At 65.1% G+C, this 14,773-nt stretch carries 16 protein-coding genes; 7 read left to right on the top strand and 9 right to left on the bottom strand.

The genetic code is table 11. The annotated features are described in order from the left end of the window. Positions 1-22 precede the first annotated feature (22 nt). From ubiE to WQQ_RS08800, 3 genes are read right to left on the bottom strand one after another with little or no spacing between them, the layout of a single operon-like run. Positions 23-790, bottom strand: coding sequence for a bifunctional demethylmenaquinone methyltransferase/2-methoxy-6-polyprenyl-1,4-benzoquinol methylase UbiE (gene ubiE, locus WQQ_RS08810; RefSeq protein WP_007184802.1), 768 nt, complete (start codon positions 788-790; stop codon positions 23-25). A 2-nt stretch (positions 791-792) separates the two neighbouring features. After that, entirely contained in the window at positions 793-1,206 is a 414-nt protein-coding gene (locus tag WQQ_RS08805) for a gamma-butyrobetaine hydroxylase family protein (protein ID WP_007184801.1), read from the bottom strand. A gap of 9 nt (positions 1,207-1,215) precedes the next feature. Continuing rightward, positions 1,216-1,815, bottom strand: a complete 600-nt coding sequence (locus WQQ_RS08800; RefSeq protein WP_007184800.1) for a hypothetical protein — start codon at positions 1,813-1,815, stop codon at positions 1,216-1,218. Positions 1,816-2,095: 280 nt separating this feature from the next. Here WQQ_RS08800 and WQQ_RS08795 point away from each other — a divergent pair, with 280 nt between their 5' ends. Genes WQQ_RS08795 through WQQ_RS08780 form a run of 4 tightly spaced genes read left to right on the top strand, consistent with a single transcriptional unit; the run spans position 2,096 to position 6,466 of the window. After that, complete coding sequence (locus WQQ_RS08795) at positions 2,096-2,554, top strand: (2Fe-2S)-binding protein (RefSeq protein ID WP_007184799.1); 459 nt, start codon at positions 2,096-2,098, stop codon at positions 2,552-2,554. 9 nt (positions 2,555-2,563) lie between these two features. Next, on the top strand, positions 2,564-4,792 hold the full coding sequence (locus WQQ_RS08790; protein WP_007184798.1) for a xanthine dehydrogenase family protein molybdopterin-binding subunit: 2,229 nt from the start codon (positions 2,564-2,566) through the stop codon (positions 4,790-4,792). A 14-nt stretch (positions 4,793-4,806) separates the two neighbouring features. Further along, entirely contained in the window at positions 4,807-5,817 is a 1,011-nt protein-coding gene (locus WQQ_RS08785) for an XdhC family protein (protein WP_007184797.1), read from the top strand. A 7-nt stretch (positions 5,818-5,824) separates the two neighbouring features. Further along, positions 5,825-6,466: a nucleotidyltransferase family protein gene (locus tag WQQ_RS08780; protein ID WP_007184796.1), complete on the top strand. Its 642-nt coding sequence runs from the start codon at positions 5,825-5,827 to the stop codon at positions 6,464-6,466. Here WQQ_RS08780 and WQQ_RS08775 read toward each other — a convergent pair. The 6 genes from WQQ_RS08775 to rpmH all read right to left on the bottom strand — a co-directional run bounded on the left by WQQ_RS08775 (position 6,438) and on the right by rpmH (position 10,759). Beyond that, the gene (locus WQQ_RS08775) at positions 6,438-6,848 is read right to left on the bottom strand and encodes a hypothetical protein (protein ID WP_007184795.1); all 411 of its coding nucleotides are present in this window, start codon (positions 6,846-6,848) and stop codon (positions 6,438-6,440) included. The two genes, WQQ_RS08780 and WQQ_RS08775, sit on opposite strands and share 29 nt — an antisense overlap. 78 nt (positions 6,849-6,926) lie before the next feature. Next, positions 6,927-8,279 carry a tRNA uridine-5-carboxymethylaminomethyl(34) synthesis GTPase MnmE gene (mnmE, locus tag WQQ_RS08770; RefSeq protein ID WP_007184794.1) on the bottom strand — a complete coding sequence of 451 codons (1,353 nt, stop codon included), beginning with the start codon at positions 8,277-8,279 and terminating at the stop codon, positions 6,927-6,929. Positions 8,280-8,286: 7 nt separating this feature from the next. Further along, a complete protein-coding gene (gene yidC / locus WQQ_RS08765; RefSeq protein WP_007184793.1) occupies positions 8,287-9,975 on the bottom strand; it encodes a membrane protein insertase YidC in 1,689 nt (562 codons plus the stop codon). A 9-nt stretch (positions 9,976-9,984) separates the two neighbouring features. Beyond that, a complete protein-coding gene (gene yidD / locus WQQ_RS23655) occupies positions 9,985-10,230 on the bottom strand; it encodes a membrane protein insertion efficiency factor YidD (RefSeq protein WP_237715033.1) in 246 nt (81 codons plus the stop codon). Further along, a complete protein-coding gene (rnpA, locus tag WQQ_RS24875) occupies positions 10,206-10,565 on the bottom strand; it encodes a ribonuclease P protein component (RefSeq protein ID WP_007184792.1) in 360 nt (119 codons plus the stop codon). The genes yidD and rnpA overlap by 25 nt, the downstream gene beginning before the upstream one ends. Before the next feature lie 56 nt (positions 10,566-10,621). Next, positions 10,622-10,759, bottom strand: a complete 138-nt coding sequence (rpmH, locus tag WQQ_RS23650; RefSeq protein WP_007184791.1) for a 50S ribosomal protein L34 — start codon at positions 10,757-10,759, stop codon at positions 10,622-10,624. A gap of 249 nt (positions 10,760-11,008) precedes the next feature. Here rpmH and dnaA point away from each other — a divergent pair, with 249 nt between their 5' ends. The 3 genes from dnaA (at position 11,009) to recF (ending at position 14,771) form a co-directional block, all read left to right on the top strand. Further along, the gene (gene dnaA / locus WQQ_RS08755) at positions 11,009-12,331 is read left to right on the top strand and encodes a chromosomal replication initiator protein DnaA (RefSeq protein ID WP_007184790.1); all 1,323 of its coding nucleotides are present in this window, start codon (positions 11,009-11,011) and stop codon (positions 12,329-12,331) included. A gap of 251 nt (positions 12,332-12,582) precedes the next feature. After that, positions 12,583-13,686, top strand: coding sequence for a DNA polymerase III subunit beta (gene dnaN / locus WQQ_RS08750; protein ID WP_040453244.1), 1,104 nt, complete (start codon positions 12,583-12,585; stop codon positions 13,684-13,686). An 8-nt stretch (positions 13,687-13,694) separates the two neighbouring features. Next, complete coding sequence (gene recF, locus WQQ_RS08745; RefSeq protein WP_007184788.1) at positions 13,695-14,771, top strand: DNA replication/repair protein RecF; 1,077 nt, start codon at positions 13,695-13,697, stop codon at positions 14,769-14,771. Positions 14,772-14,773: the final 2 nt, after the last annotated feature.

The following is a 14,773-nucleotide window of genomic DNA, read 5'->3' as shown; positions in this document are numbered from 1 at the left end:
GCCGCTTTGGGTGCGCCGCAGCTCATGCGGCGAGATTGAAACCGCGATGCACGGCGACGATGCCGCCCGTGAGGTTGTAGACCTGGCAGCGTTCGAGGCCCGCGTTTTCCATCATGCCCTTGAGCGTCTGCTGATCCGGATGCATGCGGATCGATTCGGCCAGGTAGCGATAGCTCGCCTCGTCGTTGGCGACCAGCTTGCCCATCAGCGGCAGCAGCTTGAACGAATACTGGTCGTAGACCTTGGCCAGGCCCGGATTGAGCGGCTTGGAGAACTCGAGCACGATGAGCCGGCCGCCCGGCTTGAGCACGCGGCGCATCGAACGCAGCGCCGCATCCTTGTCCGTCACGTTGCGCAGGCCGAAGCCGATCGTCACGAGATCGAAGCTCGCATCGGCGAACGGCAGGCATTCCGCATTCGCCTGCACCACCGGCAAGCCGACGATGCCCTTGTCGGCGAGCCGGCGACGGCCTTCGCCGAGCATGGCCGCGTTGATGTCCGACAGGATCACCTGGCCCTGCGGCCCGGCGAGCTTGGAGAATTCGCGCGTCAGATCGCCGGTTCCGCCGGCCACGTCGAGCACGCGCTCGCCCGGACGCACGCCGGCGAGGTCGATCACGAAGCGCTTCCAGACGCGATGGATGCCGAGCGACATGAGATCGTTCATGACGTCGTAGCGGCTCGCCACCGACGAGAACACCTCGCGCACGCGGCGCTGCTTGTCGGCGACCGGCACCTGCTCGTAGCCGAAATGCGTCGTGTTGTTCGGATCGCTGCGGTCGCTGCTCACGATTACGGTTTCGCCGGTCTGTGCATCTTGGGTAGGGCGGCCAGTTTAACGATGTCGCTGTCGCGCGACATGTTCATGTCCGCGAGCCGCTGCAGGTACGTGGCCCAGTAGCGCGCGTGGTTCGTCGCGAGATCGTGCAGCACCTGCCAGGAGAACAGGCCGGTGTCGTGGCCATCGGAAAAGCGCAGGCGCACCGCGTATTGGCCGACCGGCTCGATCGCATCGACGCCCACTTCGCGCTTGCCGCCGATCAGGTTCGGCTCGGCCTGGCCGTGGCCCCAGACTTCGGCCGAAGGGCTGAACACGCGCAGGTATTCGAGCGGCAGTTCGTGGATGCTGCCGTCGGCGTAGCGCAGCTCGAGCGTGCGCGATTGCTTCCTGAGCTTGAGGCCGGTGGGTTTGGGAGCGGTGGTCATTCCCTCAGTTTAACTTTTGGGGCAGACCGCTCCGGTATCGATCCAGGCCTGGATCAGCGCTCCGAACTGCTCCTGCGTGCCTGGCGCCGGCTCGCGCTTGCCGCCCGGCATCCAGCCCCAGCCGACCAGGCCGTCGTTCGCCATGTGGTCGGCGATCTGGGGCAACGACTTGCCGCCGTTGCGCTTGCCGTCCTTGATCTGCTCGCAGATCTGCCCGAGCGAGCGGCCCTGCCAGGCCATTTCCTTGGGCGCGAGATGCCAGGCGACATTGCCCGGCACGCCCGAGGACTCGAAGTTGGTGGGCTGATGGCAGGTGGTGCACTGCATGCCGATCGCCCCGTGTCCGTCCGGGCCGCGCACGACGAGCGGCGAATGCGGGTGCAGATCCTCACCCTGGGTCGGGCTGTCGCCCTTGGGATGGCAATTCAGGCAGCGCGGATGCTGGATCACCTTGCCGGCCTCGGTGAACAGGGCCACTGAGCGCGCCTTGGTGTCGGTGATGTTGTTGAAGCTGTCGGCCGTCTTGAGCGGCTCTGCCGCCGTCGCCGAGCCCACCGCGAGGGCCATCAACAGGCCCAGCGACGTCCCAATCCGGTTCCGGTCGAACATGGTTCAAGCTCCTTTATCTGGCTGATCCGGCGGACAGCACGGACGGCTGGTTTTGCGCGATGATAAGCACGGTTCGCGACCAATTGCTCGTTATGTGGCAGCCAACATAGCCGACGTTCGACCTTGTCCGGTCATCGGCATTCGGTATTCTCACGATTCGCCGGCTCGTCCGGCCCTGCCTTCACGGAACACTTTGCCCAGGCGTGCCACGCGAAGGCGTGCGCAATGGCCCGCGCAGAGCTTCCCCAGCCAACCCGGAACGGCGTTCCAAGGGATAGCCATGCTGAACATCAAGATCAACGGCGAAGTTCGTGAAGTCGATGCGGACCCCTACACCCCGCTGCTCTGGGTGATTCGCGACGAGCTCGGACTCACCGGCACCAAGTACGGCTGCGGCGTCGCCCAGTGCGGGGCCTGCACCGTGCATGTCGACGGCAAGCCGATGCGCTCCTGCTCGGCTCCGGCCTACATGGCCGGCGGCCGCTCGGTGACGACGATCGAAGGCCTGAGTTCGCCGGCCGCCAAGGCGGTGCAGAAAGCCTGGATCGATCTCGACGTGGTGCAGTGCGGCTACTGCCAGTCCGGCCAGATCATGTCGGCCGTCGCGCTGCTCGAGGCCAAGCCCAAGCCGACCGACGAAGACATCAACCACGCCCTGTCCGGCAACATCTGCCGCTGCGCCACTTACCACCGCATCCGCGCCGCGATTCACCAGGCCGCGGCGACGCTGAAAGCCTAGGAGCCGGCCATGCGCATTTTCGAAGACGGTCAGCTCGGCGCCGCGATCGGTGCCACCGAGGCGCCCCAGCGCGAAGGTCTCAAGCGGCGCGATTTCCTCAAGGGCGGCGCGGCGACCGGCTTCGCGCTGGCCCTGCAGCTGCCGCTAGTCGCACCCGCGAGCGCCGCGCCGGCGGGCGCCGAGTTCGTGCCGAACGCCTTCGTCCACATTGCCCCCGATTCGACGGTGACCTTCGTCATCAAGCACCACGAGATGGGCCAGGGCGCGACCACGGGCCTGGCGACCATCCTCGCCGAGGAGCTCGACGCCGACTGGGCGAACGTGAAGATCGAATACGCCCCGGCCAACACACCGGTCTACAAGAACCTCGCGTTCGGCGCCCAGGGCACCGGCGGCTCGACTTCGATCGCCAACTCCTGGCCGCAGCTGCGCGAAGCCGGAGCGACCACGCGGGCCATGCTCGTGAGCGCCGCCGCACAGAAATGGAAAGTCGCGCCCGAGCAGATCAAGGTCAGCAGCGGCGTGATCAGCGGCCCGGCCGGGCAGAGCGCCAAGTTCGGCGAACTGGCCGCCGCCGCCGCCAAGCTGCCGGTGCCCAAGAACGTGCCGCTCAAGGACCCGAAGAACTTCGTGCTCGTCGGCAAGCAGCAGACCCGGCGCCTCGACTCGATCGCCAAGTCCACCGGCAAGGCCCAGTACACGATCGACGTAAAGCTGCCGGGCCTGCTGACCGCGGTGATTGCGCGTCCGCCGGCCTTCGGCGCCAAGCTCAAGTCGGTCGACGACAGCGCCGCCAAGGCGGTCAAGGGCGTGAAGTTCGTCGTGAAGGTGCCCGAAGGCGTCGCCGTGGTCGCCACCGGCATGTGGCCGGCGTTGCAGGGCCGCAAGGCGCTCAAGCTCGACTGGGACTTGAGCGCCGCCGGCCCGAAGTCCACCGAGGCGATGTTCGCCGACTACCGCAAGCTCGCCAGCGCAAGCGGAGGCGCGAGCGCCAACCGCTCCGAGCAGACCGCGGCGCAGCTTCAGGGCGCGGCCAATACCATCGAGGCGGTCTACGAATTCCCGTACCTCGCGCACGCGGCGATGGAGCCGATGAACTGCGTCGCCTGGCTGCACGACGGCATCGTCGAAACCTGGAGCGGCCACCAGTTCCCGACCTTCGACCAGCAATTCGCCGCCAAGGCCGCCGGCCTGCCGCCAGAGAAGGTCAAGCTCAACACGCTGGTGTCGGGCGGCAGCTTCGGCCGTCGCGCCAACAGCTGGTCCGATTTCACCGTCGAAGCGGTGAACGTCGCCAAGGCGATTTCGAAATTGCCGGGCGGCAAGGTGCCCGTGCGTGTGCAGCAGACGCGCGAGGACGACATGCGCGGCGGCCTGTATCGCCCGCAGTACGTGCACGCGGTCAAGGTCGGGCTGGCCAAGGACGGCAAGCTCGCGGGCTGGCAGCACAGCATCGTCGGCCAGTCGATCATGGCCGGCACGCCGATGGCCTCGCTGATCAAGGATGGCGTCGACGAAACCTCGGTCGAAGGCGTCTGGCCGACGCCGTATGCGCTGCCCAGCCCGAGCGTCGAGCTGCATTCGCCGACGCAGGCCGTGCGCCCGCTCTGGTGGCGCTCGGTCGGGCACACGCACACGGCCTTCGTGATGGAAACCCTGCTCGACGAGGCCGCCACGCTCGCCAAGCAGGACGCCGTCGCCTATCGCCTGGCGCTGCTAGAGAAGCAGCCGCGCATGGCCGGCGTGCTCAAGCTCGCGGCCGACAAGGGCGGCTGGGGCAAGAAGATGCCCAAGGGCAAGGCACAGGGCGTTGCCGTGCATTTCTCTTTCAACACCTACGTGGCACAAGTCGTCGAGGTGAGCCTGAAGCCCGACGGCCAGCCGCGCGTCGAGCGCGTGACCGTCGCCGTCGACTGCGGCGTGCCGGTGAACCCGGATCAGATCAAGGCGCAGATGGAAGGCTGCGTCGGCTTCGGCCTGGCGGCCGCGCTGTATGGCGAGATCGAGATCGAGAACGGCGCCGTGAAGCAGAGCAACTACCACGACTACAAGGTGCTGCGGATCCAGGACATGCCGGTCGTCGACGTGCACATCGTCAACTCGCAGGAGGCCCCGACCGGCGTCGGCGAACCCGGCGTGCCGCCGCTCGCGCCCGCAGTGGCGAACGCGCTCGCCAAGCTCACCGGCGAGCGCGTGCGCCGGCTGCCGTTTGCGCGCCACACGTTCAAGTCGGCTTGAGTCGCGAGCTTTGAATGGCTGAAGGCGAGGCGATCACCCAAACGTTCGAAGGCGGCTGGCCGGCCTGGCCTTCGTACGCGCTCGTCGACGATCTGCTGCCCACGCTCGAGCACTGGACGCACCAGGGCCGGCGCTTCGCGCTCGCGACGCTGATCGACGTGATCGGCTCGTCGCCGCGTCCGGTCGGCTCGGAGATGGCGATCGCGGACGACGGCGAATGCGCGGGCTACGTCTCGGGCGGCTGCGTCGAGGCGGCCGTCGCGGCCGAAGCGCTGGCCGTGCTCGCCGACGGCAAACCGCGTGTGCTCGACTACGGCGCCGGCTCGCCGGTGCTCGACGTGCAGTTGTCCTGCGGAGGCCGCATTCGCATTCTCGTGCGTGCGGTCGCCGATGCGCAGGCTTATGTCTCGACCTTGCGCGCCGCGCGCAACGAACGGCGCACGCTGGTAGCGGTGACTTCGATCAACGACTGCGAGCCCGGCGGCACGCGTTTTCATGAGCTCGAAGACCACGCTTCGGTCGCAATCGAAACAAACCCGCAGTTGTATCGCCAGCTGCACAAGCCGCCGCTGCGCTTGATCATCGTCGGCGGCGATCCGATCGTGCTCGCCTTGCTGCGGCTCGCGCCGATGTTCGGCATCGACACCGTGCTGCTGCGCCCGCGTGGCCCCGAGTCGTATCCGGTCGATCTGCCGGCGCCGCTGCACTACGATCGCCGCCGGCTCGAAGCTTCGCTGGCCGCGATCCAGCTCGATGCGCGCACCGCGGTCTACACGCTCTCGCACGACGCCGACGCCGATCACACGCTGTTGAGCTGGGCACTGCGCTCGGACGCTTACTGCGTCGGTGCGCTCGGCAGCCGCAGCAAGGCCCGGCTGCGTCTCGAACGCCTGCGCGCCGATGGCATCGATGAAGCCGCCCTGGCGCGCCTGCACACGCCGGCCGGCATCGACATCGGTGCGAAGACGCCGCAGGAGATCGCGCTTTCGATACTCGGACAGGTCATCGCCGAGCGGCCGGCCTGATCGCTCGGTGAGCTTGCTCAGCAGCGCGACGATCGGGTGCGTGATCCTGGCGGGCGGCCGCTCGAAACGCTACGGCCGCGCGAACAAGCTGCTGAGCCGCGTTCACGGACAAGCCTTGCTCTGGTGGACGCTCGACGCGGTCTGCGCGTCGAGCGCGCGACCGATCATCATTGTCACCGGCCATGAGCGCGCGTTGGTCGAGTGCAGCCTGCGCGAATACCGGCGTCGACATCGGCGTGTGCCGCCGCTGCGCATGGCCTTCAATCCACGCTATCGGCGTGGCATGTCGGGTTCACTGCAGACGGGATTGCGCCGCTTGCCCGCGTCGAGCGCCGGAGCTTTGGTCGTGCTCGGCGACATGCCAGCTTTGCGTCACAGCGTGATCGACGCGCTCATCGGCGCTTGGCGGCCCGGCGACGAAGCGGTGCAGCCGATCGCGGATGGCAAGCGCGGCAATCCGGTACTGCTCTCGCGCGCGATTTTTTCGGCCATCGACGAGCTCGAAGGCGATCGGGGCGCGCGTTTGATTCTGCAGCGCTCCGGGCAGCTTCGGCTCGTCGAGACTCGTGGGGACATCGACTTCGATGTCGACCGCCGGCGCGATCTGCACCGGCCCGGGCTCAGGCGCCTTCTTTCAGCTCGGCGATAGACCAGCCGCTGGTTTCGGGGTGGGCCTTGCAGTCGAAGTGGCGCGTCACCACGCCCGCGTCGCTCTTGGCCTTCACACCGATCTTGAAGCGGTAGTCGCCACTTTCTTCCACGGTTCCGGTCGTCGCTTCGAGCTCGTCGACGAACTCGGCCGAGGACGGATCACGCAGGCTTTGCAGGATCGCCACGCGGCAGGCCGACGCGGCCTTGCGCTTATCGAACGCGGCCTTTTCCTCGGGCTTGCTCGGCACCTGTTCCTCGACCTGCGCAGGGCCTTCTTCGGGCACCGTGACTTCAGCCTGCTTCTTGCCGCAAGCGGTGTTCGCCATCGCGATTCCGCACAGCATCGCGCCGCCCAGCAGCAATTTGATTCCCCGACTCATGTCGCACTCCTCTTTTTTGGTGACGTTTGCGCGAGTCTTATCACAGGCCTGGATAACCGAAACCTGAATGCGCGGCAGCTATTTGCCGATGCAGAAGCTCGCGAAAATACGGCCGAGCAGATCCTCGCTCGTGACCTGGCCGGTGATTTCGCCGAGCGCCGCGTGCGCCAGGCGCAGTTCCTCGGCGATCAGTTCGGCCGCCGAACTCGCAGCGAGCGAGCGCATCGCCACCTCGAGATGCCGGCGCGTCTCGGCGAGCGCGAGCACGTGCCGCGTGCGGGCGGTGAAGCTGCTGCCCTGCTGGTCGGCCGCACCGAGGCCCGCGAACTCGCGGATCGCGGTGGTCAGCAGGCCGATGCCTTCGCCGGTCGCGGCGCTCAGGCGAATCCCGGTCGATGCCGCATCGAGCCGCTGCGCGCTGCGATCCGCCAGATCGCACTTGTTGCGCACGACGATGCGCGGCCTGTCGACCGGCAGTCTGGCGAGCAGTTCGAGATCCTGCGGATGCTCGTCGTGCCGATCGTCGACGAGATAGAGCACGAGCTCGGCCTTGTCGACCGCGCTCCAGCTGCGGCGGATGCCTTCCTGCTCGATACGATCGTCGGTCTCGCGCAGGCCGGCGGTGTCGACGATCGTGATCGGCATGCCCTCGAGCACCAGATGCTCGCGCAAGGTGTCGCGTGTGGTGCCGGGCTGGTCGCTGACGATCGCCGCCTCGACGCCCGCGAGCCGGTTCAGCAGGGTCGACTTGCCGACGTTGGGCTGGCCGACGATGGCGACGACGAGGCCCTCGCGCAATCGGCGGCCCTGGCCGACCTGCGCGATCAGCGCGTCGAGCGAATCGCTCCAGTTCGCGAGCCGCGTGCGCAGGCCGTCGTCGGCGAGCCAGTCGACGTCCTCGTCGGAGAAATCGAGCGCGCCTTCGACCCAGGCGCGCAGGGCCATGAGCTCGTCGGCCAGCGCGGTGACACGTTCGGAGAACGCGCCTTCGAGCGAGCGCTGCGCCGCGACCACGGCCTGGCGCGAGGCCGCGTCGATCAGATCGCCGACCGCTTCGGCCTGGGCGAGGTCGAGCCGGCCGTTGAGGAACGCGCGTTCGGAAAATTCGCCGGGCCGGGCCATGCGCGCACCGGCCGCGATCGCCGCTTCGAGCAGCAGCTGCAGCAGCACGACGCCACCGTGGCCCTGCAGCTCGACCAGATGCTCGCCCGTGTAGGAGCGCGGGGCGGGAAAGACCAGGACCAGGCCCTGGTCGATGGCGGCGCCGTCGCGGTCGCGAAACGTCCGCAGCCCGGCTTGCCTGGGCGGCGGCAGCGAGCCGGCGATCGATGTTGCGACTTCGAGCGCGATCGGCCCGCTGATGCGCAACAGGCCGATCGCGCCGCGGCCCGGAGCCGTGGCGATGGCCGCGATCGTATCGGCCGTCGCCACGTCGGCCTTACTTGGCCGGCTTGGCAGCGCCGGATTTGATGGCGGCGTCGGCGCGTTCGATCCTGCGCGTGATGTACCACTGCTGGGCGATGCTGATGCAGTTCGAGACGCACCAGTACAGCACCAGGCCGGCCGGGAAGAAGGCGAAGAAGCCGGCCATCGCGATCGGCATCACGTTCATGACCTTCTGCTGCATCGGGTCCATCGTCGCGGTCTGGCCCGACAGCCTCTGCATGAAGAACATCGACAGGCCGTAGATCACCGGCAGCACGTAGAACGGATCGGGCGAGGTCAGGTCGTTGATCCACAGCGCGAAGTCGGCCTGGCGCAGTTCGACGCTTTCGAGGAAGACCCAGTACAGCGCGAAGAACACCGGCATCTGCACGAGCAGCGGCCAGCAGCCGGCCAGCGGATTGAAGCCCTCTTTCTTGTAGAGCTCCATCATCGCCTTGGACATGCGCTCGCGATCGTCCGCGTAACGCTCCTTGAGCTCGGCGATACGCGGCGCGAACTTGCGCATCTTCGCGGTCGAGCGGTACTGCGCGGCCGCGAGCGGATAGAACAGCGTCTTCACGAGCACCGTCAGCAGGATGATCGCCACGCCCCAGTTGCCCGTGTACTTGTGGAACCACTGCATCACGCTGAACAGCGGCTCGGAAATCGCGGTCAGAATGCCGTAGTCGACCGTGTATTCGAGGCCCTTGGCGGCCTTGCCGATCGAGTCCTGCAGCTTCGGCCCGACATAGAGCCTGGTGACAAAGTTCTGCTCAGCGCCCGGCTGAACCTGGGCGCTCGCACCGAGGTACTGCGCGACATAGCCTTCCTTGCCGGGCCTACTCTCGAAGCGATGCTTCTCGTCTTCGGCCGGTAGGATCGCGGCGACGAAATAGTGCTGCAGCATCGCTACCCAGCCGCCGGTCTGCTCGACGCTGTAGGTCTCGTCGTCGAGATCCTTGAACGGCAATTTCTTGAAACGGAACTTGTCGGTGCCCGGCTTGGCCTCGTAGACGCCGACGCCCATGAAGGTGTGGATGAATGGCGGCTCCTCGCCGGCCGCGACATTGGTGCGCTGCATGCGCACATAGGCGCTGGCCGATACCGCGCTTGCCGAAGCGAGCTTCTGCTCGAGTTCGAACTCGTAGCTGCCGCGGTGGAAGCGATAGATCTTGGTGACCTTGTTGCCGGCCGCGTCGACGCTTTCGAGCGGCACTTCGAGCGTGTCGGCGCCTTCGGCCATCTGGTAGACGGCCTGTGGCGAACTGAAGGAATCCAGGTGGCTGCCGAGCGCCTTGTTCGCGGTGGCGATACCGCTCTGCAGCACGAAGAAATGGCCCTCGCGATCATTGAGCAGCGGAATGTTCTGGTCCGGCTGCTTCTTCGAAACCGGATACCCGACCAGTTCGAGCCGGCGCAGGTCGCCGCCGCGCAGCGCGATCTCACCGACGAACAGATCGGTCTGCACCTTGATGCGTGCGGACTCCGGCACCGCCGGCGTCGCGGCGCCCGGAGCCGCCTCGGGGGCCAGCGTCGGAACATCGCTTTCGGTGACCGCGACTTCGGCGCGCGTCGCAGCGGTGGCTTCGGTCTCGGGCGGCGCGATCGGCTTCTTGGCGCCGTATTCGGTCTGCCAGGCCTGATAGATGAAGAACATCAGCACGCCGAGGACGGCGAGCAGGATGAAGCGACGATTTTCCATGGGCGAGTGTCAGCGCGATTCGGTGCTCGGCCGGTCGCCCCGGGCGCTCGGCACCGGATCGTACCCGCCAGGGTTCAGGGGATGGCAACGCAGGATTCTGCGGGTCGCTAGCGTAGCGCCCTTGGCGAAACCGTGTTGTTGCAGGGCGAGGGCCGCGTAGTGCGAACAGCTCGGATAAAACCGACAACGCGGCGGCAGCCAGCGGCTGATGCCCTTCTGGTACAGCCGGATCAGGACAACGAGGAAGCGGACCATCGTTGAATGACGCGATTCCAGAGCTTGTTCAGATCCGCAACCGCAGCGGCTGAATCGAGATTCTTGGCCTGGGGTTTGGCCATGATGACGAGATCGCATGCGGGCAGGCGACCTTGTGCTTCGCGGAAGCTCGCCCGAATCTGCCTCTTGATGCGATTGCGATCGACGGCGAGCGCGGCCTGCTTGCGGGAAATCGCCAAGCCCAGCCTCGGCCCTTCGTCGGAGAGGGCCGCGACGGCGATGAAATTCGTCACCGTCTCGCGTCTGCCGTTCTTGAAAACCCGCTCGAACTCAGCAGGTTTAAGCAGGCGAGCGCGCCGTGGAAAGCGCGCCACGCCTCAACAATCTCGAACAATGAGGATCTGCAAGAGATCCGATCGGACGAAGCGGCTCAGACCGGCGTCAGACGGGCGCGGCCCTTGGCGCGACGGCGGGCCAGAACCTTGCGACCACCAACGGTCGCCATGCGGGCGCGGAAACCATGCGTGCGCTTACGACGCAGCGAGTGCGGCTGGTAGGTGCGTTTCATTGTTAGATCATCGGCAACAAAAAAGGGCGCGGATTGTATCGGGAGCTGCGGACAATGTTCAAGCGCCGGAACTCGGGCAGCCTGTGGATATCTTGGGCGAAGGGACGATAGACTGTGTGGCCATCCGCAGTCGTCCCGATTCGCGCCGGCCCCTCGAGCCTGGCGTGTGAGGCCGACTTTTCTCCAAGGACGGTTTTTAGTGAGTCAGTTCGTCAATTCCAAGCTGTCGACACCGTGGCGGTGCGCCCGATGAACCAGAGCGATATCGAGACCTGGAACCGCTGCGTGCTCTGGCTCGAAGGCGACCTGAGTCCCCTGGACGTCAGCACCTGGATCCGGCCGCTGCAGGTTCGCCGGTTGCCGGATCGCCTGAGCATCGTCGCGCCGAATCGCATGGTCATGGAACGCGTGCGCGCCGAGTTCGTCGGGGCCATCCAGCGCGCCTGGCTGGCCTGCGACGGCGCCGACCTGCCGGTCGAGATCGGTACCGCCAACGAGGCGCGGACGACCAGCGCAGCGCCGACCACCGCGGTCGAACCGGAGCGCTGGACCCAGAACGGCAAGCTCGATCCGCGCTACACCTTCGGCAGCTTCATCCAGGGCAAATCCAATTCGCAGGCGAGGGCCGCCAGCCAGCAGGTTTCCGAATCGCCCGGCGTGGCCTACAACCCCTTGCTTATCTATGGGGCTTCGGGCCTCGGCAAGACGCATCTGATGCATGCGATCGGCAACGCGCTGCTCGCGCGTTCGGCCAGGGCGCGAGTCGTCTACGTGGGCGCCGAGCAGTGGGTGACCCAGTTCGTTTCCGCCCTGCGCCACAACAATACCGACGAATTCAAGAACTTCTATCGCTCGGCGGATGCGCTGCTGATCGACGACATTCACTTTTTCGCGGGCAAGGCCGTCAACCAGGAAGAGTTCTTCCACACCTTCAACACGCTCATGGACGGGCGCAAGCAGATCGTGCTGACCTGCGATCGCTTTCCGAAGGAGCTCGACCGGCTCGACGACCGCCTCAAGTCGCGTTTCAGCTGGGGTCTGACCGTATCGGTGGAACCGCCCGACATGGAGACGCGCTGGGCGATCGCGCAATCCAAGGCCGAGAGCTTCGGTCTGGCGCTGCCGGATGAGGTCGCAGAGTTCGTCGCGCAGAACATTCGTTCCAACGTGCGCGAGCTCGAAGGCGCGCTGCTGCGCCTGGCAGCGGCGGTTCGCCTGCAGGGCGTGCCGATCACGATCGAATTCGCTCGCCAGACGCTGCGCGACATGCTCGCACATTACGAAAAGCTCGTGACCATCGACAACATCATGGGAACAGTCAGCAAGTACTACAACATCCAGCTCAAGGAGCTGCGCTCACCTCGGCGCAATCGCTCGCTGGCCCGGCCACGACAGATCGCGATGAGCCTGTCGCGCGAGCTTACTCAACACAGTCTTCCCGAGATCGGGGCGGCTTTCGAGAAAGATCACACCACGGTGCTGCATGCCTGCAGAGCCATCGGAAAGCTCAAGGAAGAGGACAGCCGGGTACGCGAGGACTACGAGAATCTGTTGCGCCAGCTGAGTTTTTGAGAGGGCGCCGTGGCCCTTGATCAAGTTGTTCGCAGCCGTGTTCGCCAGTCTGTTGATAACTTGGTGGAAAATGGAGGATGGATTTGATTCACTCCTTATCCACAGTTGACCAGTCGGCTTGCCCCGAGCTTTACGGTTTCTGAATCAAGCGTTAAGTTTCTGTTCTCGCAAGATAAATCCAGTTTGTCCACGGCCGAGAGCCTGCTCTACAACTAGTATTTAGAGATACAAGTACCAAGCTAGGTAATGACATGAAAATCCAGGTGGGTCGTAACGAATTGCTGGGCGCGCTTCAGTCGGTCATCGGTGTGGTGGAGCGTCGTCAGACCTTACCCGTCCTGGCCAATTTCCTGCTCGAAGTCAGCGAAGACGTTCTGACCGTGATCGGTACGGACCTCGAAATGGAACTCGTCGGCCGGGCGCGTGTTCAGAACCTGGCTCCGGGCAAGACCACGGTCCCGGCCCGCAAACTGTTCGATATCTGCCGCGGCCTACCCGAAGGCGCCGAGGTCTCGCTCGAACAAAGCGGCGATAAGGTGCTGCTCAAGTCGGGCAAGAGCCGGTTCTCCCTCTCGACCCTCAAGGCCGACGAGTTCCCGAGCATGGGCTCGGCGACGGCCGCTGCCAGTGAAGTCAGGCTCAAGCGAGTCGAACTCAAGCAACTGCTTGAACGTACGCAGTTCGCGATGGCTCAGCAGGACGTTCGGTATTACCTAAACGGGCTGCTGCTCGATGTTGCGCCGACACGCTTGCGCGCGGTGGCCACCGATGGCCATCGCCTGGCTTTCAGCGAACTCAAGCGCGAGACCGGGGTGACCACGGCGCAGCAAGTGATTCTGCCGCGCAAGTCCATCATTGAACTGAGCCGACTGCTCGATGCCACCGAGGAAGAAGTGGTGCTCGTGCTGTCACCGGGCCAGGCCGTGATCGACATCGACACCGTGCGCCTGACAACCAAAACCATCGACGGGCGTTTTCCGGATTATGAGCGTGTGATACCCGAGAATGGTGATAAGCACGTGCTGGCCGATCGCGAACAGCTACGCAAGGCGCTCGCCCGGACCGCAATTCTGTCGAACGAGAAGTTTCGCGGCGTTCGCCTGCTGCTCGAAGAGGGAACCCTGAAGCTGCAGACGCATAACCCGGAGCATGAAGAAGCCGAGGAAGAAGTCGAGGTCAGCTACAGCGGAGCGTCGATGGAAATCGGCTTCAACGTCAATTACCTCATGGATGCGCTTGGCGTCATGCATTCCGATCAGGTCGCGCTCGAACTGAAAAACGCTGAGTCCAGCGGCCTGCTGCACGAAGCCGAGGACCGCTCGAGCAAGTACGTGATCATGCCGATGCGGCTCTGATCGATCCAGTGACGCGGATCGCCCGCTTCAAGGGCGAAAATCTCAGGCTGTACTCGAAACTCGAGCTCACGCCGCACGAGCGGCTCAATCTGATCGTCGGTTCCAACGCGGCAGGCAAGACCACGCTACTGGAAGGCCTGTATATCCTCGGTCGGGCCCGAAGCTTCAGGGCGACCGATTTGGGGGAGCTGGCCGGGGATGAAGGGCGCTGGTGGCACCTGTTCGCCGAGCTCGTTACCGGCGACGCCGGTTGGAGCGACAAGCTCGGAGCTGGATGGAGCCCGGAGGGACAGCAACTTCGGCTGAACGGGCAGAGAGCGAAATCCTCTGAGCTGGCTCGCAAGCTGCCCATTCAGCTTATCGACCCCGTCGGTCATCGACTCGTCGAGGACGGGCCAGGATATCGGCGGAGCTATCTCGATTGGGGTGTGTTCCACGTGGAACATCATTTTTTCGGGGCGTGGCAGCGCTACCAGCGAGCCCTAAAGCAGCGGAATCAGGCATTGCGCTTGGGGTTGAGCGATGCTGGCGTCTCAGCTTGGGACAGCGAGTTGGCTGAATCGGGTGGTTTGGTGACCGAAGCGCGTAAACGTCACGTCCAAGCGCTGGCTCAGAATTTCGAGCCGCTGGTCGAGGAACTTCTGCAGCTCCCGCAGGCGCGCCTGGAGTTCCAACCCGGCTGGAGCGAACAGCGCGAGTTGTTGACGGTTCTAAAGGAACAGCTGCTTCAGCATCGCCGACTGGGAGTCACGAGTCAGGGGCCGCAGAGAGCCGAGCTCAAGCTGTCTCTGGGTAGCCAAAAGCTAAGGGGAAGAGTGAGTCGCGGTCAGCAGAAACTGCTCGTTGCAGCCCTGGTCCTGGCACAATGTCAGATTCTGACCGATGCGGGACTGCCGCCGCCCGTGATCCTCGTCGATGATTTCGGAGCGGAACTGTCGGCCGAGTACCAGAGCCGACTAGCGGCCGTGCTGAATCGCTACCCCGGGCAATTATTTATTACGGCTTTCGAGAGGCCAAACGCCTTCGAAAATGGATCGATGTCGATGTTCCACGTGGAACATGGGTATCTGACAGCAGTGAACTGAAG

The sequence above is a fragment of the Hydrocarboniphaga effusa AP103 genome (assembly GCF_000271305.1).
In the GTDB taxonomy this organism is placed as follows: Bacteria; Pseudomonadota; Gammaproteobacteria; order Nevskiales; family Nevskiaceae; genus Hydrocarboniphaga; species Hydrocarboniphaga effusa.
The sequence above is the reverse complement of the archived record's forward strand: the minus strand, read 5'-3'. Positions and strand labels throughout refer to the sequence as shown.

Coding starts and splice junctions, on each gene's coding strand:
- WQQ_RS08805 (WP_007184801.1), bottom strand. CDS start 1,206: ATGACCACCGCTCCCAAACCCACCGGCCTCAAGCTCAGGAAGCAATCG.
- WQQ_RS08800 (WP_007184800.1), bottom strand. CDS start 1,815: ATGTTCGACCGGAACCGGATTGGGACGTCGCTGGGCCTGTTGATGGCC.
- WQQ_RS08795 (WP_007184799.1), top strand. CDS start 2,096: ATGCTGAACATCAAGATCAACGGCGAAGTTCGTGAAGTCGATGCGGAC.
- WQQ_RS08790 (WP_007184798.1), top strand. CDS start 2,564: ATGCGCATTTTCGAAGACGGTCAGCTCGGCGCCGCGATCGGTGCCACC.
- WQQ_RS08785 (WP_007184797.1), top strand. CDS start 4,807: ATGGCTGAAGGCGAGGCGATCACCCAAACGTTCGAAGGCGGCTGGCCG.
- WQQ_RS08775 (WP_007184795.1), bottom strand. CDS start 6,848: ATGAGTCGGGGAATCAAATTGCTGCTGGGCGGCGCGATGCTGTGCGGA.
- yidC (WP_007184793.1), bottom strand. CDS start 9,975: ATGGAAAATCGTCGCTTCATCCTGCTCGCCGTCCTCGGCGTGCTGATG.
- yidD (WP_237715033.1), bottom strand. CDS start 10,230: ATGGTCCGCTTCCTCGTTGTCCTGATCCGGCTGTACCAGAAGGGCATC.
- rpmH (WP_007184791.1), bottom strand. CDS start 10,759: ATGAAACGCACCTACCAGCCGCACTCGCTGCGTCGTAAGCGCACGCAT.
- dnaA (WP_007184790.1), top strand. CDS start 11,009: ATGAACCAGAGCGATATCGAGACCTGGAACCGCTGCGTGCTCTGGCTC.
- dnaN (WP_040453244.1), top strand. CDS start 12,583: ATGAAAATCCAGGTGGGTCGTAACGAATTGCTGGGCGCGCTTCAGTCG.